We start from the raw sequence: 19,254 nt of genomic DNA on the forward strand, positions 1-19,254 counted from the left end.
CGCTGCGCCGATCGGGTAGTGGCGGCGCCCGCGTCAGCCCTGGGCCGGGATCCAGCCCAGGGTGACCGCGAGGATGACGAAGAGGCCGAGGGCGATGCGGTAGAACACGAAGCCGGTGAACCGGTGGGTGCTGATGTATCTCAGGAACCAGGCGACGGCCGCGTAGCCCACGACGAACGAGATGACCGTGGCCACGATCGTCGGCCCCCACGCCGGGGCCGGGCCCTCACCGATCTGGCTGAGCTCCAGCAGTCCCGACAGCAGCACGGCGGGGATGGCCAGCAGGAACGAGTATCTGGCCGCGTCCTGCCGGCGGTAGCCGAGCAACAGGCCGGCCGTGATGGTGCCGCCCGAGCGGGAGACGCCGGGGATGAGGGCGAGCGACTGCGCGAAGCCGTAGCCGATGGCGTGCCTGAAGCCGAGGTGCTTCTCCAGCGTGAGCGTGTCGCGGGCCCTGCGGTCGGCGAACCAGAGGATCAGGGCGAACACCACGAGCGTCGTGCCGACCAGGCGCAGGTCGCGGAAGACGCCCTCGATCTGGTCCTTGAACACCAGACCGAGGACGCCGATGGGCAGGCTGCCGACGATGACGTACCAGCCCATGCGGGCCGCGTGGTGGGAGCGCAGCGCGGGAGTCCACAGGGAGCGGGTCCAGGTGGACAGGATCTCCCAGATGTCGCGGCGGAAGTAGATCAGCACGGCCGTCTCGGTGCCGAGCTGGATGACCGCCGTGAAGGCGGCGCCGGGGTCCTGCCAGCCGAAGAACGCCGAGACGACCCGGATGTGCGCGCTGGAGGAGATCGGCAGGAACTCCGTGAGCCCCTGGATGAGCCCCAGGATCACTGCTTCGAACCAGCCGATCACGTACGTGCCTTCCACGAGCCCCGGAGTGACGAGGTGAGGGTAGCGGACTCAGGGGGTCGGCAGGTGAACGTGGAGGAGACAGCGGGGTATCGCTAGGCGCGGTCGCCGCCTGACGGGTCGCGCGCGGCCACCGTCCAGGCCCCCGCCGCGTCGCGGGCGTAGTCGGCGAAGTCCCGCGCGGGGCGGCCGAGCGCCTCGCGCACGCCGTCGGCCAGGTAGGCGTTGCGGCCGTCGAGGACTTCGGTGAAGAGCGTGGTCAGCAGGCCGATCTCGGCTTCGGGCACGCCGTGCTCGGCCGCCGCCGCCGCGTACTCTCCGGCCGTCACCGGCAGGTAGGCGATCTGCCTGCCGGTCGCCTTCGACAGCTCGTCCGCCACGTCGGCGAACGTCATCAGCCGCGGCCCCGTCAGCTCGTAGAGCCGGCCCGCGTGTTCCGGCCCGGTGAGCGCGGCCACGGCGACGTCCGCGATGTCGTCCACGTCCACGAACGGCTCGGCCACGTCGCCGGCGGGCAGCGCGATGACGCCGTCGAGCACCGGCTCCAGCAGATGGCCCTCACTGAAGTTCTGCATGAACCAGCCGCACCGGACGATCGTCCACTCGGCCCCCGACTCCTGGACCACCCGCTCGGCGGCCTCCGCCAGCGGCTCGCCCCGGCCGGAGAGCAGGACCAGCCGTCTGACCCCGCTCCGGACGGCGAGCGAGGTGAACGCCCGGATGTCGTCGAGCGCGCCGGGGAAGGCGAGGTCGGGATAGTAGGTCAGGTAGACCGCGTCGACGTCGCGCAGGACGGGCGCCCAGCCGTCGCGGTCGGCCCAGTCGAAGGGCGGCTCGGCGGCGCGCGAACCCACCCGTACGGGCAGGCCGAGAGCGGTGAGCCGGTCAGTCACACGGCGGCCGGTTTTGCCCGTGCCGCCCAGCACCAAAGTTGTCATGCCCCCAGTAAGCCGGAAGGCCGTGAGACTATCCATGGTTGAGGAGCGCAATGCCATATGCGATCGTCTAAGCCATGGACCGGCTGGCCGCCCTTCTCGACGGGCCCCGCGCCCGCGGCGCCTTCGTGCTGCGTTCGATCATGGATCCGCCGTGGTCGCTGCGGATCCAGGACGAGGCGCCGCTGACCCTGGTGGCGATGACCCGGGGCGTCGCCTGGGTGACGCCCGACTCCGGCGACCCGGTGCGCGTCGGCCAGGGCGACGTCGCGATCATGCGTGGGCCCGAGCCGTACACCGTGGCCGACGACCCCGCCACGCCGCCGCAGATCGTCATCCACCCCGGCGAGCGCTGCACCACGCTCGACGGCGAGTCGCTGTACCAGGCGATGGACCTTGGCGTCCGCACCTGGGGCAACTCCGCCGCCGGCGGAACGGTGATGATCACCGGCACCTACCAGCTCGAAGGGGAGATCACCCGGCGGCTGCTGGAGGCCCTGCCGGCGCTGCTGGTCGAGCCGGGCGGCCCGGTCATCTCCCTGCTCGGCGCCGAGGTGGTCAGGGACGAGCCGGGGCAGGAGGCGGTCCTCGACCGGCTGCTCGACCTGCTGCTCATCACCGTGCTCCGGTCGTGGTTCGCCGCCCACGAGGCGCCCGGCTGGTATGACGCGATGAGCGACCCGGTGGTCGGCCGGGCCATGCGGATGCTGCACAACAATCCCGCCCACCCGTGGACGGTCGCCACGCTGGCCGCCGAGGTGGGCGTCTCGCGGGCCTCGCTGGCCCGGCGGTTCACCGAGCTGGTGGGCGAGCCGCCGATGGCGTTCCTCACCGACTGGCGGCTGGCGATGGCCGCCGACCTGCTGCGTGAGCCGGGCGCCACGATAGGCTCGGTCGCCAGGAAGGTGGGTTACGGCAGTCCGTTCGCGCTCAGTGCCGCCTTCAAGAGGGTGCGCGGGGTCAGCCCGCGGGAGCACCGGGCGGGAGCCGACAGGTGAAGCCGTTGCTGCTGGTGGACGTCGACGGGGTGCTCAATCCCTTCGGAGCGCCCGGTCCCGGCTTCAGGCGCTACAGGTGCACGGTCGACGGCGTCGGCTACACCGTCCACCTCAACTCCAGGCATGGTCCCAGGCTGCTGGAGCTGGCCCTGCGCACGGGCGCCGAGCTGGCCTGGGCCACCACCTGGGAGCATCACGCCAACGAGTGGATCTCGCCCCGCGTCGGCCTGCCGGAGCTCCCGGTCGTGCCCCTGGGGCCCGACGGCGGCAGTGAGCTGGGCGAGATGTTCAAGACCCGGCACGTGGGGGCGTACGTCGGTGACAGGCCGTTCGTCTGGTTCGACGACCAGGTGCGCTGGGAGGATGAGAAGTATCTCAGGGAGTGTCAGGGTTTGAGCGATTTTCTGCTTGTTCCCGTCGAGCCCAATCGTGGCCTGACCAGCGAACACCTCGCGGCGGCCCGTGACTGGCTGACCCTGTCGGGGTTTTCTCAGGGTCCGTAGCGGGATAGGTGTGGTCAGCCCGTCCGTTCTTCAAGTAGCTGCGACCACACGGAGGAAACGATGTACCGCTCTCGCGAGCACAGGATGCTGGCCGGCGTCTGCGGCGGCCTCGCCGACAAGATGGGCCTGCCGCCGACCCTCGTCCGGATCCTCTGGCTGATCCTCTCCCTGTTCCCCGGCCCGATGTGGGTCGTCTACGTCGTCATGTGGGTCCTCGTCCCCGAGGAGCCGAAGAAGTACTGACGCCGAAGCACTGACACCGAAGAAGCACCGACACCGAAGAAGTGCTGGCGCCGCTCTATCCTCGAAGCATGAAGTCAAGGCCGCTGACGCTCATCCAGGATGAGCTGGTCGACTACGACAAGGCGATGGAGCGCATGGCCGACCTCGTCGGCGAGCGCCAGCGAGACGAGCGGCCGGACACCCTCTGGCTGCTGAGCCACCCGTCGGTCTACACCATCGGGCGCCGCACGCCGCAGGCGCACCTGCCCGACCCGTCGCGTGGCATCCCCGTGGTCGAGACCGGCCGCGGGGGCCAGCTCACCTATCACGGTCCCGGCCAGCTGGTCGGCTACCTGATCGTGAAGCTGGGCGAGCAGGAGCGGATCGTCGACTATGTGCGCGAGGTGGAGCTCCGGCTGATCGAGGCGCTGGGCGCGCTCGGCCTCGCCGCCGAGCGCCGCGACACGCCGCCCGGCTCCGAGCTGCTGACCGGCGTCTGGACCACCGAGAGCGGGCGCAAGATCGTCTCGATCGGGATGCGCCAGAGCCGCGGCGTCACCAGCCACGGTTTCGCGCTCAACGTCGACGGCGACCTCGACCCCTGGCAGTGGGCGGTCGCGTGCGGCATGCCCGACGTCGACATGACCTCGCTCAAGCGAGAGGTCGGCGACGCGTCGATGGGCTCCGTCCGCGTCGCCGTGGCCGCCTCCTTCGAGGCGTCCTGACCTAGTCGCGCGCGAACACCCGCACTTCGGCATCGTGCGCGCTGCCGGTCAGCTTGCCGTCGCAGGTGTAGAGGGGACACTCGAGCGCTTCGGCGAGGGCGATATAGCTGGCATCGTAGGCGGTGTAGTTGTGCCGCAGCTCCCAGATCCGCTCGGCGATCCCTTTGATTTCGTAACGGGCGATCTTGAGTGCGAGGTAGTCGGCTCGCGCCTGCTCGGCTGCGTGCGCAGGCAGTTTCCCGCCGAGCGTAAGGCCTCGCAGAGTCGAGAGAACCTCGACGTCGAGCAGATGTGGGGCATGAACGCTCGCCTGGAGCGCATCGAGGAGCTCGTCGTCGGCTTCGCGGCCGGCCAGCGCCTCTGTCATCGCGGACGAATCGATGACGATCATCGCCTGCCTGCCTCGATGGCCTCGAGAATCTCGGCGGTCGAGGGCCCGTGTGAGCGATCTCGCGCTTTCAGCCGCTTGACGATCTCAGCATTCGTGGGGCGGGCGGCGATATCCGCCAACTCCCTCGCGACATAGGCCGAAAGCGACATTCCTGCTTCGGCCGCACGCTCTTTCAGTGATTCGGCTACTGGTTCGGGGACGTCGCGGATGTAGAGCGTTGCCATGCCCCCACGCTAGCAGTTTGCAAGCAGAGGGGTGCGGGAGACGTACCCCTCTGCTTGGCGGACGTCAGGGGACGGGCACGTCGTCGATCGTGCGGCGGGGGCCGGTGAACCAGTGGCGGGCCGACAGCGCCCACCACAGGGCGATGCCGATCAGCACCACCCCCACCGCGATCGGCGCGTAGTTGACCGAGGTCCAGGTGAAGTCCTCGTTGCCGGGGACACCGGCGGGCGAGAACGGCATGACGAAGTAGACCGAGACGATCACGATCTCCACGCACGCGATCCAGCACAGCACTCGATACTTCCTGCCCAGCGTCCATGGGCCGGGGACGAAGTCGTCGCCCATCTTCAGCCTGAGCCAGATCGGGATGAGGAAGGCCAGGTAGAGGCCGATGACCGCCATCGACACCACGGCGTAGAAGGCGACCGGGGTGGTCGTCCCAGCCGGGGCGTAGAGCGCGGGCAGGGTGATCAGCGCCGCCACCGCGCAGCCCGCGAGGATGGCGTTGACCGGGGTCCGGTTGCGGTCGATCTTCGACCAGATCCGCCAGCCGGGTACGGCCCCGTCACGGGAGAACGCGTACGTCATCCGCGACATCGAGGTCACGCAGCTCATGCCGCAGAAGAACTGGCCGATCGTGGAGATCGCGAAGACCGCGGTCGCCAGCGGGGAGGAGAGGGCCGTCTCGAAGATGGCGCCGACGAAGCCGCCCTGCTCGTTGATCGCGTCGACGTTCGTCGCGGCGAACAGGAACGCGAGCAGCAGGATCCAGCCGCCGATGGCCGAGTAGAAGATCGACTGCCAGAGCCCGCGGGCCGCCGAGGTGGCGGCTCCCTGGGTCTCCTCCGACACGTGCGCGCACGCGTCGAAGCCGGTGATCGTGTACTGCGTCAGCAGGAAGCCGAGCGGCAGCACGTACAGCCAGAACGGCAGGCCGCCGTCACCGTCGCCGAAACCGGAGTTGTTGATCGTCTCGGTGAAGACGAACCCGAGCGTCTGGTGGTCGCTGGGCGCGAAGATCAGGATGCCCACGATGACCGCGGCGCCGGCCACGTGCCACCAGACCGAGATGTTCTGCAGTAACGAGATGAGCCGGTGGCTGAAGATGTTGATCAGCGCGTGGAGTCCCAGCACGATCACGAACAGCAGGAACGCCTGGGACAGCGTGCCCTCCCATCCGCCGCCGGTCAGCCGGGAGAGCGTGATGTTGAGGAACGTGGCGCAGCCGTAGTCGACGGACGCGGTGACCGCGATGAGGCCGATCAGGTTGAGCCAGCCGGTGAACCAGCCGTGGATCGGCTTGCCCAGCTTGGCGGCCCACCAGTAGATGCCGCCGGCGGTCGGGTAGGCGGAGACCAGCTCCGACATGCAGAAACCGATGATCAGGATGAAGGCGGAGATCAGCGGCCAGCCCCATGAGATGGCGATGGGGCCGCCGTTGTTCCAGGCCTGGCCGAAGGTGGTGAAGCATCCGGCGAGGATCGAGATGATGGAGAAGGAGATCGCGAAGTTGGAGAACCCGCTCCAGGTGCGGGCCAGCTCTTGCTTGTAGCCGAGCTCGGCGAGTCGCCTGGAATCCTCTTCGGTGGTCATGAGGCTCCCTGGGGGGCGTGGAGAACTCACTATTTGGTCTACATCTAGACCTTTCCGATCCTAAGAGCAAGGCGTTACAAGCGGGTTTCGTGCGACCTGCGATACATCACCGGAAAGGGGGGGATATCCGGGGCCCGTGCGGGCCCCGGAGCGGTCACTGGCTGAACGCGTCGATCGCCCCCTGGCAGAACGCCTTGAGGTCGTCCGGCTTGCGGCTGGTGACCAGGACGTTGAGGCCCGCCGTGCACACGACGATCTCCCGGTCCACCCAGTTGGCGCCCGCGTTGCGCAGGTCGGTCTGGAGGCTCGGCCAGGAGGTGACCATGCGGTCGCGCACCACGTCGGCCTCGATCAGGGTCCACGGCGCGTGGCAGATCGCGGCCACCGGCTTGCCCGCCTCGAAGAAGTCGCCCACGAACCGCACCGCCTCGGGCACCGTCCGCAGGAAGTCGGGGTTGGCGACGCCGCCCGGCAGCACCAGCCCGTCGAACTCGGCCACCGCCACCTCGTCGACCGTGGCGTCCACGGCGAAGGTGTCGCCGCGGTCGAGGTGGTTGAAGGCCCGGATCCGTCCGGAGCTCGTGGAGATCAGCTTGGGCGTGCCACCGGCCTGCTTGATCGCCTTCCACGGCTCGGTGAGCTCGACCTGCTCGACGCCTTCAGGGGCGACGAGGAACGCGATCGTCTTTCCCTGCATCATCTGGATTCCCCCTTGTGGGATGGATGTCCTCCTCTCCCTTTCCGGGGGGTCGCGTTGTATGCAGGGTGTGTCCGGCCCACGCCGCAGCGGCTCCCACGACGTACCAGAACAGGTCGGGTGGGTTGAACGTGCTGCCGAGGATCGGCCGCAGGGTCGAGGGGATCTCGGCGAGCTGGGCGAACTCGATCGCCCAGCTGAGCCCGGTCGACGCTAGCGCGGCGACAATCGGCCGGATATGTCGCCAGACAAGCACGATAAGGGCATAAATCAGGAATGTGTAGAGCGCGTCGCCCGCGTACTTCACAACGGGCCCGTCCCACAGGGCCCGCATGCCGAGCCCGGCCACGATCGTGAGGACGACGGCGGCGGCGACTGGCAGGCGGGACATCGGCCAACCCTAACGGCAAGGTGACCTAGCATCGGAGAACATGAGCGCGACCATGGTGGTGAAGGATCTCTCGGCAGGTCACGGTGAGCGGGTCCTGTTCTCCGGCCTCGATCTGGTGGTGAGCCCCGGCGACGTGATCGGGCTCGTGGGGGCCAACGGCGCGGGCAAGTCCACCCTGCTGCGACTGCTGGCGGGCCTCGACCGGCCCGAGCACGGCACCGTACGCCTGAGCCCGCCGACCGCCACGGTGGGCCACCTCCCGCAGGAGCCCGACCGCCGGCCGGGCGAGACCGTCAGAGAGTTCCTGGCCAGGCGCACCGGCGTCGCGCGGGCGCAGCGCGACCTCGACGAGGCGACCGAGGCGCTGGTGGAGGAGCGGCCGGGCGCCGACGACGCCTACAGCCTGGCGCTCGAACGCTGGCTCTCGCTCGGCGGCGCCGACCTGGAGGAGCGGTCGGAGGAGATCGGCCTGGCCGTGGGCCTCGACCAGTCGATGACCTCGCTCTCCGGCGGCCAGGCGGCCCGCGCCGGGCTCGCCTCGTTGCTGCTCAGCCGCTACGACCTCTTCCTGCTCGACGAGCCGACCAACGACCTCGACCTCGACGGGCTCGACCGGCTGGAGGGCTTCGTCAACGGCCTGCGGGCCGGCACCGTGCTGGTCAGCCACGACCGCGAGTTCCTGGCCAGGACCGTCACCAAGGTGCTGGAGCTCGACCTGGCCCAGCAGCGCGTCAGCCTGTTCGGCGGCGGCTACCAGGCATACCTGGAGGAGCGGGAGGTGGCCAGGAGGCACGCCCGCGAGCAGTACGAGGAGTACGCCGGCACCCGCGCCCAGTTGGAGACCCGCGCCCGCACCCAGCGCGCCTGGATGGAGAAGGGCGTGAAGAACGCCCGCCGCAAGGCCACCGACAACGACAAGATCGGCCGCAACCTGCGGGTCGAGACCACCGAGAAGCAGGCCGCCAAGGCCCGCCAGACCGAGCGGCTGATCGAGCGGATGGAGGTCGTCGAGGAGCCGCGCAAGGAGTGGGAGCTGCGGATGGAGATCGCCGCCGCGCCACGCTCGGGAGCGGTCGTGGCGACGTTGCGCGGCGCGGTGGTCAGGCGTGGCACGTTCACGCTCGGCCCGGTCGACCTGGAGATCGGCTGGGCCGACCGGGTGGCGATCACGGGCGCCAACGGCTCGGGCAAGACCACGCTGCTGGGCGCGCTCCTGGGCCGCACCCCGCTGGACGAGGGGCACACCGCGCTCGGGCCCGGCGTGGTGGTAGGCGAGGTCGACCAGGCGAGGCGGCTGTTCGAGGGCGACGAGCCGTTGCTGGAGGCGTTCGCCCGGCACACGCCCGAGCTGGCGCCCGCCGACGTGCGTACGCTGCTGGCGAAGTACGGGCTGAAGGCCGGTCACGTGCTGCGGTCCGCCTCGACCCTGTCGCCCGGCGAGCGGACCCGCGCGGCCCTGGCGTTGCTGCAGGCCAGAGGGGTCAATCTGCTGGTGCTCGACGAGCCGACCAACCATCTCGACCTGCCGGCGATCGAGCAGCTGGAGTCGGCCCTGGCGAGCTATCCGGGCACGCTGCTGCTGGTCACGCACGACCGCAGGATGCTGGACGCCGTCCACGTCGATCGCCGGCTCAGCGTCGATGCGGGCAAGGTCGTGCCGATCGCCTGAAAATTTACACCGGGCAAGGAAACGAAGATGAAACAATTTTCCGTAGCTCGTTGACATGGACTCTTCGTATGGTTTGCCTTTCTCTACACAGGATTCCCCCGCCTGAAGGTGAGGCACCATGAAGAAGTTGTTCGCGCGCCTGGCTGTGCTGGGCGTCGCGCTGTTAGTAGCAGGACAGGGCCAGATCGCCCATGCCCAGGAGCCCGCCGCGGGGAAGAAGATCGTCCGTATCGGGGCGACCCAGGCGGTCGACTCGATGAACCCGTTCCTCGCGGTCCGGCTGGTGTCGTCGTCCATCCACCGCTTGATGTACGGCTTCCTCACCGTCCCCGACCCCAAGACGCTGCAGCCGAGCCCTGACCTGGCCGAGTCGTGGACCACCTCCGACGACGGGCTCACCTGGACGTTCAAGATCCGCCAGGCCAAGTGGTCCGACGGCCAGCCGATCACGGCCGAGGACGCCGCCTGGACGTTCAACAAGGTCATGACCGATGACGCGGCCAAGACCGCCAACGGTCCGGCCGCCGAGAACTTCGAGAGCGTCACGGCCAACGGCCAGGACCTGGTCATCAAGACCAAGGCCCCGCAGGCGTCGATGCTGGAGAACCCGATCCCGATCATGCCGAAGCATGTCTGGGAGAAGGTCACCGACATGGCCAACTACGATGCCGAGGTCTACCCGGCGGTGGGCAGCGGGGCGTACATCGCGATCGAGCACAAGAAGGACCAGTACGTCAAGCTGAAGGCCAACCCCGACTACTGGCGGGGCGCGCCCAAGATCGACGAGCTGCAGGTCATCTTCTACGACAACCCTGCGGCCTCGATCGTCGGCCTGAAGAAGGGCGAGATCGACCTGATCGGCCGGCTCAACCCGCCGGAGTTCGAGGCGCTCAAGGGCGACGCGAACATCGTGCAGTGGAACCAGCAGGGCCGCCGGGCCAACTACCTGCAGATCAACCACGGCGCGACCACCTCCGACGACAAGCCCATCGGCGACGGCCACCCCGCGCTGAAGGACCCGAAGGTGCGCCAGGCGCTGCACTACGCGATCGACAAGCAGAAGCTCGCCGACGAGGTGCAGAACGGCCTGGCCAAGCCCGCCGACGGCTCGATCGTGCCGCCCATGTACACCGACTTCTTCTGGGAGGCGAGCGGCGACACCAAGGTCAGCCACGACGTCGCCAAGGCCAACCAGATCCTCGACGACGCCGGCTACAAGAAGGGCTCCGACGGCGTCCGCACGATGCCCGACGGTGACAAGAAGCTGGAGTTCCGCTTCAGCATCCACACCGACACCCCGATCGAGGACAAGCTCGCCGAATACCTGACCGGGTTCTTCAAGGAGATCGGCGTCACGCTGACCACCAAGAAGCTCGACTCCAGCAAGTTCACCGAGGAGACCGGCACCACCGCGCTGTTCGACATCGCGATCAGCGGCTGGTCGGTCAACCCCGACCCCGAGGAGGTCCTGGCGACGCACCTGTGCAGCCGCAGGCCCACCGCCTCGGGCGAGGGTGGCGGCACCGAGTCGTTCTACTGCGACGAGACCTACGAGAAGCTCTACCAGGAGCAGCTCAAGGAGCTCGACCGGCCCAAGCGCGCCGAGATCATCAAGCAGATGCAGGAGCGCCTCTACACCGACGCCCCGGTGATCGCCATCTACTACCCGAACGACCTCGAGGGCTACCGCAAGGACCGCATCACCAGCATCACCCCGATCCCCGAGGACAACGGCATCCTCTACGGCGGCAGCGGCTTCTGGCCGTTCTACACGCTGGACGCCGTCGCGGCCCCGGCCGCCGGATCCGCCGAGAGCGGCTCCAACACCGGCCTCATCGCCGGCGTGGTCGGCGCCGTGGTCGTCATCGGCCTCGGGGCGTTCTTCCTGACCAGGCGGCGCAAGAGCGTCGCGGACGAGCGCGAATGACAACACCGCTCGACGCAGCGGAGCCCGCCGTCCAGGCGGCGGGCTCCGGTGACGGGCGCCCCGCCTACCGAGGCACGCTGAGATACGCGCTGTCGAAGGCAGGCGGGGCGTTGCTCAGTGTCGCCATGGTGATCATCGGGACGTTCTTCGCGTTCCGCCTGCTGCCCGGCGACCCGGTGCGCGCCCTCGCGCAGGGCCGCAACATGACCCCGGCACAGCTCGACCTGGAGCGGCACCGGCTCGGTCTGGACAAGCCGCTGATCGAGCAGTTCTTCGACTTCGTCGGCAAGACGCTCCGCCTGGACCTCGGCACCTCCTACGAGTACAAGCGGCCGGTCATCGACCTCATCGGAGATCGCATCGGCGCCACACTGCTGCTCGCCGGAACGGGCCTGGCCATCGCGGTGATCTTCGGCCTCTGGCAGGGCATCCGGGCCGGCTGGCGGCCCGGCAGCCGATTCGACCGCTTCTCCACCGGCGTCTCGCTGGTGCTCTGGTCCGTGCCGACGTTCTGGCTCGGACTGCTGCTGCTGATGACCTTCGCGGCCGGCATCGGCCCCATCCCGGGCCTCTTCCCCACCCGGGGGATCGAGAGCGTGGACGCCCCCGACGGCTTCGCCTACCTCCTCGACGTGGGCATGCACATGGTGCTGCCCTGCCTCACGCTGGCCGCCGTGATCTACGCCCAGTACCTGATGGTCATGCGCTCGTCGCTGCTCGAGGAGGTGAGCCAGGACTACGTGACCACCGCACGGGCCAAGGGCCTGCGCGACGACGACGTACGCCGCCGCCACGCGGTGCCCAACGCGCTGCTGCCCACGGTGACGCTGGTCTTCATGCGCATCGGCTTCGTCGTCGGCGGCGCGGTCACCGTCGAGGCCGTCTTCAGCTGGCCCGGGCTCGGGCAGCTCTTCTACGAGGCGATCAGAGTGCCTGACTTCACGCTCATGCAGGGCACGTTCATGCTGATCGCCGTGGCGGTGATCCTCATGAACACACTGGCCGACGTGGTCTACCACGTCCTCGACCCGAGGGTGAGGTCGGCGTGACCAGTGTCGCCTGGACCCGGAGACGGCTGGCGTTCGGCCGCTTCTGGGACGGCTTCCGCCACGAGCGGGCCGGTGTGATCGGGCTGGCGGTGCTGGTCGCGGCCGTCGTGCTCGCGCTGGCGGCTCCGCTGTTCATCGACGAGAGCGTGACCAACGTGGTCAAGGGCACCGGCGACCGGATGGCCGCGCCCAGCCTCGACTACCCGTTCGGCACCGACGAGTCCGGCCGGTCGATCCTGCTGATGGTCTGGTGGGGGTCACGCACCTCGCTGCTCATCGGCTTCCTGGCCGCGCTGCTCACCATCGGGATCGGCGCCGTGGTCGGCATCGCGGCCGGTCACTTCCGCGGCTGGATCGGCGCCGTGCTGATGCGCGTCACCGACTGGTTCCTGGTGCTGCCGTCGCTGGTGACGGCGCTGGTGCTGGCGGCCATCCTCGGCGGCAGCACGCTCACGATCATCATCGCGATCGGGGTCACCTCGTGGCCCTCGACCGCCCGGCTGATCAGGGCGCAGACCCTCGCCGTGGAGGCCAGGCCGTACATCGAGCGGTCCAAGGCGCTCGGCGGCGGTCACTGGCACATCACCACGAGGCACGTCCTGCCCAACGTGGCGCCGCTGCTGCTGGCCAGCACCACGCTGGAGGTGGCCAGCGCGATCGTCACCGAGTCGACCCTGGCCTTCCTCGGCGTCAGCGCCAACAAGACCTCGTGGGGCACCATGCTGCGGGCCTCCTACGACTGGGGCGCGGTCAACCAGGGCGCCTGGTGGTACATCCTCATCCCCGGCCTCTGCATCGTCGCCGTCGTCATGGCGTTCACCCTGTGCGGCAGGGCGCTGGAGTCGGTGCTCAACCCGCGACTGCGGAAGGCGGGCGTATGACGGCCCTTCTCGAACTGGATGATCTCTCGGTGACCTACCGCATCGCGGCGGGCGAGGTGCCCGCCGTACGCGGGGTGTCGCTGAGCCTCGACTCGGGGGCGGCGCTCGGGGTCGCCGGAGAGTCGGGATCCGGCAAGTCGACGCTGGCCATGGCGCTGCTGCGGCTGCTGCCGCGCGACGCCCGCGTCGGCGGCCGGATCCTGCTCGACGGCGAGGACGTGCTCACCATGAAGTGGGGCAGGCTGCGGGCCGTCCGGTGGGCCGAGGCGTCCATCGTGTTCCAGGGCGCGCAGCACGGGCTCAACCCGGTGCAGCGGATCGGCGACCAGATCGCCGAGCCGCTGCTGGTGCACGACCTGGTCAAGCCCGACGGCGCCCGCAAGCGCGTCGCCGAGCTGCTCGAACAGGTCGGGCTGCCCACCTGGCGAGCCGGCAGCTACCCACACGAGCTGTCCGGCGGGCAGCGGCAGCGCGTGATGATCGCGATGGCACTGGCCTGCTCGCCCCGGCTGATCGTCGCCGACGAGCCGACCACGGCCCTCGACGTGATGGTCCAGGCGCAGGTGCTCACGCTGATCAAACAGCTGATCGCCGAGCACGGCATCTCACTGATCATGATCTCTCACGACCTCTCGGTGCTCGCCGACGTGTGCGACCGGCTGGCCATCATGTACGCGGGCCGCGTCGTCGAGAACGGCCCGTCCCGCGAGGTGTTCCACGACGCCAGACACCCCTACGGCCGGGCGCTGGCGGCGGCGTTCCCGACCGTCGGCGACCCCGCCTCCCGGCTGGCGCCCAAGGGTCTCGGCGGCGACCCGCCCGACCCCATGCGGCTCCCGACCGGCTGTTCGTTCCACCCGCGCTGCCCGGTGGCGCTGGACGAGTGCTCGACCCTCGACGTCGAGCTCTGGCCCGCCGGCGAGGCACGTTCGGCCGCGTGCGTGCACGTACGGGCGAAGGAGGAGATCTCATGACCGAGACGCGAGCCGCGGAGGGCGAACCCCGCGCGTCCGGGGAGGCTCCTGCCACCGCGGAGACCGCGACCACCGCGCGCGGCACCCTGCTGGAGGCACGTGACGTGCACGTGGAGTTCCCCTCGCGGGGACGCCGCGCCCGCGCGGTCGACGGGGTCAACCTCGCGGTCGCCGAGGGCGAGATCGTGGCGCTGGTCGGCGAGTCCGGCTGCGGCAAGACGACGCTCGCACGCACGCTGCTCGGCCTCGAACGCCCCACCTCCGGCTCGGTCGTGTACGGCGGAGCCCCGCTCGACTACGGCTCCAGGTCGCTCAAGGCGCACCGGAGGGAGGTACAACTCGTCCTGCAGGACCCGACGGGCTCGCTCAACCCGAGGCACACCGTCTACGAGGCGGTGGCCGAGGGGCCGCGCATCCACGGCCTGCCCGACGAGCAGGAGGTCGTGGCCACCGCGCTGGCGAAGGCCGGGCTGCGACCGCCGGAGCGGTTCTTCCTGCGCTACCCGCACGAGCTGTCCGGCGGGCAGCGGCAACGGGTGGTGATCGCCGGAGCGCTGGCGCTCAACCCGAAGGTGCTGGTCGCCGACGAGCCGGTGGCCTCGCTCGACGCCTCCGTCCGGGGCGAGATCCTCGCGCTGATGCTCGGGCTCCGCGATGACCTCGGGCTGTCGGCGCTGGTCGTCACGCACGACCTCGGACTGGCCTGGAACATCGCCGACCGGGTCGCGGTCATGTACCTCGGCCGGATCGTCGAGTCGGGCCCGGTGGAGCAGGTGCTGACCGCTCCCCGGCACCCCTACACGCAGGCGCTGCTCTCGGTGCTGCCGGAGTCGCCCGAGCGGGTGGTGCTGACCGGCGAGCCGCCGGACCCGACGCGGATCCCGGGCGGCTGCCGCTTCCACGCCCGCTGCCAGGTGCTGGCCTCCGGGCGGGCGGCCGAGGCGGGGGTCGACGGCAGGTGCCGGTCGGAGCCGCTCGCCGTGCTGCCGGCCGTCTCCGGCGCCCAGGTGGCGTGCCACTACGCGGAGGTCACGAGCTGACGGTCCCGCTCGGGACCCGTACCCCCGCTTAAAGCCCGGACCCGTGCTTGGAGCGGTGCTCGGACCCGCGCCGGGATTCGCCTCGTCGGTGAGACGGATCCCGGCAGGCCGGTCGGCGCACTCAACGCCAAACTGCGAGTGGCGAAGCAATCGCCGAAAGTAATATTTCGGCCGTGGTCACCCACCGCACTTCACGAGAGTCCGCGCGGACGCCGCGGTGCTCTGCGGCGAGGGGGCGTCGAAGCCCGGCACGGTGACCCTCAGGAGTCGCTCGTCTTCTAGAAGGCGCTGATCGTGGCCGGCGCGCGTTCGGCCCTGCTCAGCGTGCGGATGACCGCCGTCGCCCCGTGGCGGTGCACGGCCAGCCGCGCCAGCAGGTCGACGACCGGGGCGACTACCTCGGACGGCAGCTCCGGCGTCTCCACGCCGACGCTGGCGGCCAGGTCGTCGGAGTGCACCACCAGCTCGATCAGCCGGGTCAGCAGGAAGTCGTCCAGCAGCAGCGACCAGCCCGCCCAGGGCAGGGACACCACGCTGTCGGCCGGCTCGGTGGGCAGCGCGGCCCGCAGGCGCTCCAGCAGCTCGCCCGTCCTGGCGGCGAGCGCGACGGGCCCTTCGGCGGCGGCGGCCTCGCCGCCCCGCCTGATGCCGATGTTGCTCTCGTGGTCGAGGCCCGCCTGCACCCACGGCGACATGGAGTAGTGCTCCAGCAGGGAGACCGGTTCCTGCGCCTCCTCGGGCCGCCGGCCGAGCACGGACTCAACCCGGACGAGCTGGTGGGCCAGGTGCCCGGCAAGGCCGGCGACGCTGAACTCGGTGAGCGCGCTCGGCTTGTCCCACGCCGCGGCCACGGCGGGATCTCCGAGCAGGTCCACCGCCGACCGCGCTGCGACCAGATAGGACTCCCTCATGGCGGACCTTTCCCCTTATGTGGTGACTCGGGCCAACACTATCCCTCCGACGATCAGAGCGAGCGCCGCCATTCTGCCCGCCGACAGAGGGTCGTCGTTGAGCACGACGCCCAGTGTGATCGCCCCCACCGCGCCGATGCCCGTGAACACCGCGTAGGCCGTGCCGACCGGCAACGTGTTCATCGCCTGGGACAGCAGCCAGACGGCGGCGGCCATCAGCACGAGGCAGATCAGCGTGGGGATCGGCTTGGTGAAGTTCTGCGTCGGTTTGATGCTCTGCGACCAGGCCACCTCGACCAGCCCGGCCAGCAGCAGGACGGCCCAGTTCATCCGGTCACCGCCTCGATCGCCGCCGCCAGCGATCTGTCGTGCTCGACTCGGCGGTGCCTGAGAGCCGGGTCCAGGAGCGCGTTGACCAGCTCGGCGTGCACGAACGTCACGTCCTCGATCCCGAAATGGCCACGGAAGAAGTCGCGCAGGTAGCGCTCCTGGTGGTCGAGCGGCTCGCGCGGGGTGCCCGGGCCGTAGGCGCCGCCCCTGGCACTCGTCACGACGAAGGATCGCCCGCGCAGCGACATCCTCGGGAAGGTGATCTGATCGAGCCAGGCCTTCAGGGACGACGGGATCGAATAGTTGTACATCGGGGTGCCGATCAGCACCACGTCCGCCGCCACCACCTCGTCGAGGAGTGGCTCGACGATGGCCCAGGCGTCCTGCTGGGCGGGGGTGCGGACGGCCTCCTTGTAGCGGGAGATTTCCGATATTTCGTGTTCTAGGACGTAGTCGCAGAGTTCGGTCCAGGCTTCGCCGATGTGCGGTACGGGGTCGGCGGCCAGGTCGCGATGAACGTACCCGTCGCCGGGGTGGGCGGTGCGCCACTTTTCGGCGTACATGCCGGAAAGCCTCCGCGAGTACGAGGCGCGGCGCGCGCTGGCGTCCAGGTGCAGCAGCATGGTTTCTCCTCCTAAGCGGACATGGTGTCCAGTTAACCATAACCGGACAGCATGTCCAGATAGGGTGGAACACATGGAGAGAGCCGACGCCGCCCGCAACCGCGCGAGGATTCTCGCCGCCGCCGCCCGGCTGTTCGCGCAGAGATCTCCGCAGGACGTGACCATGGACGACATCGCCAAGGCGGCCGGTGTGGGGCGTGGCACTCTCTACCGCCGCTATCCCGACCGGGCCGCGATCGCCGTGGCCCTGCTCGACGAACACGAGCGGGCCCTGCAGGAGCAACTCCTGCGCGGTGACCCGCCGCTCGGCCCCGGCGCGCCTCCTGCGGAGCGGCTGGCCGCCTTCTACGCGGCCATGGTGGGTCTGCTCGAGGATCACGTCCACCTGGTGCTCGGCAGCGAAGTGGGCCGCTCACGCTTCGAGACCGGCGCGTACGGCTTCTGGCGCGCGCACGTTCGCTCGCTGCTCGCCGCCGCCCGTGTCCCCGCGCCTGACGCCCTGGTGGACGTGCTGCTCGCACCCCTCGCTCCCGAGGTGTACGCCTACCAGCGCTCCGGCCTCGGCCTCACCCCGGCGCAGATCGCCGAAGCGCTGACCACCCTCGCCGGCATCCTGCGAGCGAGCTGAGACCCTTGAAGCGTCCGTACGTCGGCGAGGTTCGTCTGATGCCTGGCCGCCGGCCACCCGGAGATCCTGACCGCTGATCCAGCGGGCCCGGTGTGAGGCCGTCGAGAAGCCGAAAGTGTCGGTGGCATGCTGTCCAATGGCGCTCATGGATGTGGACGCGGGACGGCGTGGGGTGTTCTGGGAGGTGCGGGCGGGGCGGGTTCCACCGCCGCCTGCCGCGGTGCTTCTCGGGTGGGAGCTGGTCGAGGTGGATCCCGAGCTCGGCACCATCGAGGTGGCGTTCAAGGCGAGCGAGCAGTTCACCAACCCGGTGGGGGTGATCCAAGGGGGGTTTCTGGCCGCGATGCTCGACGACACCTTGGGCCCCGCCCTGGTCGCGACGTTGCCGGAGAACCAGTTCGCGCCGACTCTCGATCTGCACGTCCAGTTTCTCCGCCCCGCTCGGCCCGGGCGGCTGCTGGGCCGGGGGCGGATCGTGCAGCGCGGCAAGGAGGTGTGCTTTCTCGCCGGTGAGCTGATCGGCCCCGACGGCCGCCCCGTGGCCGTGGCCACCGCGACCGCACGCATCCAGACCGTTCGATAGAGGCGCGACACACCGCCGGTCATCGACCCGTCGCGACACCGGTCTGCTCCGTCGGCAGGCTCCTCATCCGAGCCTTGCCGGGGGCGCGTCTCCATGGGTGCGCAGGGTCTGTCCGATCGTCGTTCTGAGGAAGGCGCGGGCCAGCCTGGCCCGGCGGAAGCGGCTCAGCCGGGGACGCGGCAGACCATACCGGCGGGCCCGGATGTCGGCCACCACCTTGGCGGGGGCGCCCAGATCGAGCAGGACACCGAGCGCCTCCCGCTTGCTGATCAACCGGCCGTCTCGCAGCGTGACCGTCGCCCGGGCCACGGTCACCAGGCCCAGATCGACCCAGACGTCCTGCAGCCAGCGCCGCCGGCCACGCGTCTTGACCAGCCAGAATCCTCGCAGGTCAGCCCGGACGAAGTCGGCCAGCTCCTGGTCGGAGACCGGCGGGAGCAGGTCGGCGGGCGGCGGGCCGTACAGTTCCAGGGCTCCTTCGTGCAGCTCGCGGCGGGTGACGGCGGTGACCGGGCGTTCGAAGAGCTCCCCCATCGCCCACGTCACGTGCTCGGTCGCGTGGTCGGCGAGCTCGTCCCGGGGCAGGTAGGAGCAGTGCAGGTGCTCGGCGAGCGGCAGGTCCAGGGCTTGGTGCAGCCGCTCCAGGCGGGCGCGCTGCTCGTCCGTGAGGGGTGTCTCGACGACCGCTATCAGGTCCAGGTCACTGCGCCCCGGCTGGTAGTCGCCTCTGGCCAGCGAGCCGTGCGCCCAGAGCGCCACGAGAGGGACCACGGGCCGCAGGTCCTCCAGAAATCGGGTCAGCAGAAGATCGGTAGGAGCGCTCATGATGCCACCTTGGCTGATTCGGCGCCGGGACGAAAGGTACGTCGGCGGCGGCATCAGAGCGCGTGACCGCCGGCCACCTGGAGCACCTGGCCGGTGATCCAGCGGGCCTGGTGTGAGGCCAGGAACACGACGGCGTCGGCGGTGAGCCCGTCGAAGGTGTCCGGTGACTCACAGTGCGCGGCGCGCGCCGATCCCTCCGCCCGCACCGGTCGCGAGTACGGTGCGGCCCGCCGGCTTCGTGTCGACCATGACCCGAGCTTGGCAAGTCACCGG

Annotated in this window: 23 protein-coding genes and 1 pseudogene; 12 read left to right on the top strand and 12 right to left on the bottom strand. The window is 69.8% G+C overall.

Going from position 1 to position 19,254, the window contains the following annotated elements:
* Window positions 1–33 precede the first annotated feature (33 nt).
* On the bottom strand, window positions 34–879 hold the full coding sequence (locus AC5L3X_RS32730) for an undecaprenyl-diphosphate phosphatase (RefSeq protein ID WP_494862180.1): 846 nt from the start codon (window positions 877–879) through the stop codon (window positions 34–36).
* A 77-nt stretch (window positions 880–956) separates the two neighbouring features.
* Window positions 957–1,799, bottom strand: a complete 843-nt coding sequence (locus tag AC5L3X_RS32735; protein ID WP_494862181.1) for an NAD(P)H-binding protein — start codon at window positions 1,797–1,799, stop codon at window positions 957–959.
* A gap of 74 nt (window positions 1,800–1,873) precedes the next feature.
* On the opposite strand from AC5L3X_RS32735, the gene AC5L3X_RS32740 reads away from it, so the two are divergent.
* The 4 genes from AC5L3X_RS32740 to lipB all read left to right on the top strand — a co-directional run bounded on the left by AC5L3X_RS32740 (window position 1,874) and on the right by lipB (window position 4,244).
* A complete protein-coding gene (locus tag AC5L3X_RS32740) occupies window positions 1,874–2,794 on the top strand; it encodes an AraC family transcriptional regulator (RefSeq protein WP_189124487.1) in 921 nt (306 codons plus the stop codon).
* A complete protein-coding gene (locus AC5L3X_RS32745; RefSeq protein ID WP_225263240.1) occupies window positions 2,791–3,297 on the top strand; it encodes an HAD domain-containing protein in 507 nt (168 codons plus the stop codon). Before AC5L3X_RS32740 ends, AC5L3X_RS32745 begins: the two co-directional genes overlap by 4 nt.
* Window positions 3,298–3,357: 60 nt before the next feature.
* A complete protein-coding gene (locus AC5L3X_RS32750; protein WP_189124486.1) occupies window positions 3,358–3,540 on the top strand; it encodes a PspC domain-containing protein in 183 nt (60 codons plus the stop codon).
* Window positions 3,541–3,608: 68 nt separating this feature from the next.
* Window positions 3,609–4,244, top strand: a complete 636-nt coding sequence (gene lipB, locus AC5L3X_RS32755; protein WP_189124485.1) for a lipoyl(octanoyl) transferase LipB — start codon at window positions 3,609–3,611, stop codon at window positions 4,242–4,244.
* Window position 4,245: 1 nt separating this feature from the next.
* Here lipB and AC5L3X_RS32760 read toward each other — a convergent pair whose 3' ends face one another.
* The 5 genes from AC5L3X_RS32760 to AC5L3X_RS32780 form a co-directional block, all read right to left on the bottom strand.
* Window positions 4,246–4,635, bottom strand: a complete 390-nt coding sequence (locus tag AC5L3X_RS32760; RefSeq protein WP_189124484.1) for a type II toxin-antitoxin system VapC family toxin — start codon at window positions 4,633–4,635, stop codon at window positions 4,246–4,248.
* Window positions 4,632–4,859: a FitA-like ribbon-helix-helix domain-containing protein gene (locus tag AC5L3X_RS32765; protein ID WP_189124483.1), complete on the bottom strand. Its 228-nt coding sequence runs from the start codon at window positions 4,857–4,859 to the stop codon at window positions 4,632–4,634. The genes AC5L3X_RS32760 and AC5L3X_RS32765 overlap by 4 nt, the downstream gene beginning before the upstream one ends.
* A gap of 64 nt (window positions 4,860–4,923) precedes the next feature.
* A complete protein-coding gene (locus tag AC5L3X_RS32770) occupies window positions 4,924–6,453 on the bottom strand; it encodes an amino acid permease (protein WP_189124482.1) in 1,530 nt (509 codons plus the stop codon).
* A 154-nt stretch (window positions 6,454–6,607) separates the two neighbouring features.
* Window positions 6,608–7,153: a type 1 glutamine amidotransferase domain-containing protein gene (locus AC5L3X_RS32775; RefSeq protein ID WP_494862182.1), complete on the bottom strand. Its 546-nt coding sequence runs from the start codon at window positions 7,151–7,153 to the stop codon at window positions 6,608–6,610.
* Entirely contained in the window at window positions 7,113–7,541 is a 429-nt protein-coding gene (locus tag AC5L3X_RS32780) for a ribosomal maturation YjgA family protein (RefSeq protein WP_494862183.1), read from the bottom strand. Before AC5L3X_RS32780 ends, AC5L3X_RS32775 begins: the two co-directional genes overlap by 41 nt.
* Window positions 7,542–7,581: 40 nt before the next feature.
* Here AC5L3X_RS32780 and AC5L3X_RS32785 point away from each other — a divergent pair, with 40 nt between their 5' ends.
* The 6 genes from AC5L3X_RS32785 (at window position 7,582) to AC5L3X_RS32810 (ending at window position 15,081) form a co-directional block, all read left to right on the top strand.
* A complete protein-coding gene (locus tag AC5L3X_RS32785) occupies window positions 7,582–9,210 on the top strand; it encodes an ABC-F family ATP-binding cassette domain-containing protein (protein WP_494862184.1) in 1,629 nt (542 codons plus the stop codon).
* A gap of 118 nt (window positions 9,211–9,328) precedes the next feature.
* Window positions 9,329–11,137 (top strand): ABC transporter substrate-binding protein, encoded by a 1,809-nt coding sequence (locus AC5L3X_RS32790; RefSeq protein ID WP_494862185.1) that lies wholly within the window; start codon window positions 9,329–9,331, stop codon window positions 11,135–11,137.
* Complete coding sequence (locus AC5L3X_RS32795; RefSeq protein ID WP_494862187.1) at window positions 11,134–12,186, top strand: ABC transporter permease; 1,053 nt, start codon at window positions 11,134–11,136, stop codon at window positions 12,184–12,186. The genes AC5L3X_RS32790 and AC5L3X_RS32795 overlap by 4 nt, the downstream gene beginning before the upstream one ends.
* Entirely contained in the window at window positions 12,183–13,067 is an 885-nt protein-coding gene (locus tag AC5L3X_RS32800; protein WP_494862188.1) for an ABC transporter permease, read from the top strand. The genes AC5L3X_RS32795 and AC5L3X_RS32800 overlap by 4 nt, the downstream gene beginning before the upstream one ends.
* Window positions 13,064–14,041, top strand: coding sequence for an ABC transporter ATP-binding protein (locus AC5L3X_RS32805; RefSeq protein ID WP_494862190.1), 978 nt, complete (start codon window positions 13,064–13,066; stop codon window positions 14,039–14,041). Before AC5L3X_RS32800 ends, AC5L3X_RS32805 begins: the two co-directional genes overlap by 4 nt.
* Window positions 14,038–15,081 carry an ABC transporter ATP-binding protein gene (locus AC5L3X_RS32810; protein ID WP_494862191.1) on the top strand — a complete coding sequence of 348 codons (1,044 nt, stop codon included), beginning with the start codon at window positions 14,038–14,040 and terminating at the stop codon, window positions 15,079–15,081. The genes AC5L3X_RS32805 and AC5L3X_RS32810 overlap by 4 nt, the downstream gene beginning before the upstream one ends.
* A 278-nt stretch (window positions 15,082–15,359) precedes the next feature.
* Here AC5L3X_RS32810 and AC5L3X_RS32815 read toward each other — a convergent pair whose 3' ends face one another.
* The 3 genes from AC5L3X_RS32815 to AC5L3X_RS32825 are packed head-to-tail and all read right to left on the bottom strand — an operon-like array spanning window position 15,360 to window position 16,945.
* The gene (locus tag AC5L3X_RS32815; protein ID WP_189124475.1) at window positions 15,360–15,992 is read right to left on the bottom strand and encodes a maleylpyruvate isomerase N-terminal domain-containing protein; all 633 of its coding nucleotides are present in this window, start codon (window positions 15,990–15,992) and stop codon (window positions 15,360–15,362) included.
* Window positions 15,993–16,007: 15 nt separating this feature from the next.
* Window positions 16,008–16,322: a DMT family transporter gene (locus AC5L3X_RS32820; protein ID WP_189124474.1), complete on the bottom strand. Its 315-nt coding sequence runs from the start codon at window positions 16,320–16,322 to the stop codon at window positions 16,008–16,010.
* Window positions 16,319–16,945 carry an FMN-dependent NADH-azoreductase gene (locus tag AC5L3X_RS32825; protein WP_494862192.1) on the bottom strand — a complete coding sequence of 209 codons (627 nt, stop codon included), beginning with the start codon at window positions 16,943–16,945 and terminating at the stop codon, window positions 16,319–16,321. Before AC5L3X_RS32825 ends, AC5L3X_RS32820 begins: the two co-directional genes overlap by 4 nt.
* Window positions 16,946–17,018: 73 nt before the next feature.
* On the opposite strand from AC5L3X_RS32825, the gene AC5L3X_RS32830 reads away from it, so the two are divergent.
* Both AC5L3X_RS32830 and AC5L3X_RS32835 read left to right on the top strand, forming a co-directional pair.
* The gene (locus tag AC5L3X_RS32830; RefSeq protein WP_494862194.1) at window positions 17,019–17,573 is read left to right on the top strand and encodes a TetR/AcrR family transcriptional regulator; all 555 of its coding nucleotides are present in this window, start codon (window positions 17,019–17,021) and stop codon (window positions 17,571–17,573) included.
* Between the two features lie 145 nt (window positions 17,574–17,718).
* A complete protein-coding gene (locus AC5L3X_RS32835) occupies window positions 17,719–18,156 on the top strand; it encodes a PaaI family thioesterase (RefSeq protein ID WP_494862195.1) in 438 nt (145 codons plus the stop codon).
* 63 nt (window positions 18,157–18,219) lie between these two features.
* Here the strand turns inward: AC5L3X_RS32835 and AC5L3X_RS32840 are convergent, their stop codons facing one another.
* Together AC5L3X_RS32840 and AC5L3X_RS32845 are read right to left on the bottom strand one after the other, a co-directional pair.
* Entirely contained in the window at window positions 18,220–18,981 is a 762-nt protein-coding gene (locus tag AC5L3X_RS32840; protein WP_494862197.1) for a nucleotidyltransferase domain-containing protein, read from the bottom strand.
* 53 nt (window positions 18,982–19,034) lie between these two features.
* A pseudogene (locus tag AC5L3X_RS32845) lies at window positions 19,035–19,121 on the bottom strand (SDR family NAD(P)-dependent oxidoreductase); the annotation flags it as partial.
* Window positions 19,122–19,254: the final 133 nt, after the last annotated feature.

This window comes from Nonomuraea sp. CX421, from assembly GCF_059358955.1.

Coding starts and splice junctions, on each gene's coding strand:
- AC5L3X_RS32735 (WP_494862181.1), bottom strand. CDS start 1,799: ATGACAACTTTGGTGCTGGGCGGCACGGGCAAAACCGGCCGCCGTGTG.
- AC5L3X_RS32740 (WP_189124487.1), top strand. CDS start 1,874: ATGGACCGGCTGGCCGCCCTTCTCGACGGGCCCCGCGCCCGCGGCGCC.
- AC5L3X_RS32750 (WP_189124486.1), top strand. CDS start 3,358: ATGTACCGCTCTCGCGAGCACAGGATGCTGGCCGGCGTCTGCGGCGGC.
- lipB (WP_189124485.1), top strand. CDS start 3,609: ATGAAGTCAAGGCCGCTGACGCTCATCCAGGATGAGCTGGTCGACTAC.
- AC5L3X_RS32760 (WP_189124484.1), bottom strand. CDS start 4,635: ATGATCGTCATCGATTCGTCCGCGATGACAGAGGCGCTGGCCGGCCGC.
- AC5L3X_RS32765 (WP_189124483.1), bottom strand. CDS start 4,859: ATGGCAACGCTCTACATCCGCGACGTCCCCGAACCAGTAGCCGAATCA.
- AC5L3X_RS32770 (WP_189124482.1), bottom strand. CDS start 6,453: ATGACCACCGAAGAGGATTCCAGGCGACTCGCCGAGCTCGGCTACAAG.
- AC5L3X_RS32775 (WP_494862182.1), bottom strand. CDS start 7,153: ATGATGCAGGGAAAGACGATCGCGTTCCTCGTCGCCCCTGAAGGCGTC.
- AC5L3X_RS32780 (WP_494862183.1), bottom strand. CDS start 7,541: ATGTCCCGCCTGCCAGTCGCCGCCGCCGTCGTCCTCACGATCGTGGCC.
- AC5L3X_RS32785 (WP_494862184.1), top strand. CDS start 7,582: ATGAGCGCGACCATGGTGGTGAAGGATCTCTCGGCAGGTCACGGTGAG.
- AC5L3X_RS32790 (WP_494862185.1), top strand. CDS start 9,329: ATGAAGAAGTTGTTCGCGCGCCTGGCTGTGCTGGGCGTCGCGCTGTTA.
- AC5L3X_RS32795 (WP_494862187.1), top strand. CDS start 11,134: ATGACAACACCGCTCGACGCAGCGGAGCCCGCCGTCCAGGCGGCGGGC.
- AC5L3X_RS32805 (WP_494862190.1), top strand. CDS start 13,064: ATGACGGCCCTTCTCGAACTGGATGATCTCTCGGTGACCTACCGCATC.
- AC5L3X_RS32810 (WP_494862191.1), top strand. CDS start 14,038: ATGACCGAGACGCGAGCCGCGGAGGGCGAACCCCGCGCGTCCGGGGAG.
- AC5L3X_RS32815 (WP_189124475.1), bottom strand. CDS start 15,992: ATGAGGGAGTCCTATCTGGTCGCAGCGCGGTCGGCGGTGGACCTGCTC.
- AC5L3X_RS32820 (WP_189124474.1), bottom strand. CDS start 16,322: ATGAACTGGGCCGTCCTGCTGCTGGCCGGGCTGGTCGAGGTGGCCTGG.
- AC5L3X_RS32825 (WP_494862192.1), bottom strand. CDS start 16,945: ATGCTGCTGCACCTGGACGCCAGCGCGCGCCGCGCCTCGTACTCGCGG.
- AC5L3X_RS32830 (WP_494862194.1), top strand. CDS start 17,019: ATGGAGAGAGCCGACGCCGCCCGCAACCGCGCGAGGATTCTCGCCGCC.
- AC5L3X_RS32835 (WP_494862195.1), top strand. CDS start 17,719: ATGGATGTGGACGCGGGACGGCGTGGGGTGTTCTGGGAGGTGCGGGCG.
- AC5L3X_RS32840 (WP_494862197.1), bottom strand. CDS start 18,981: ATGAGCGCTCCTACCGATCTTCTGCTGACCCGATTTCTGGAGGACCTG.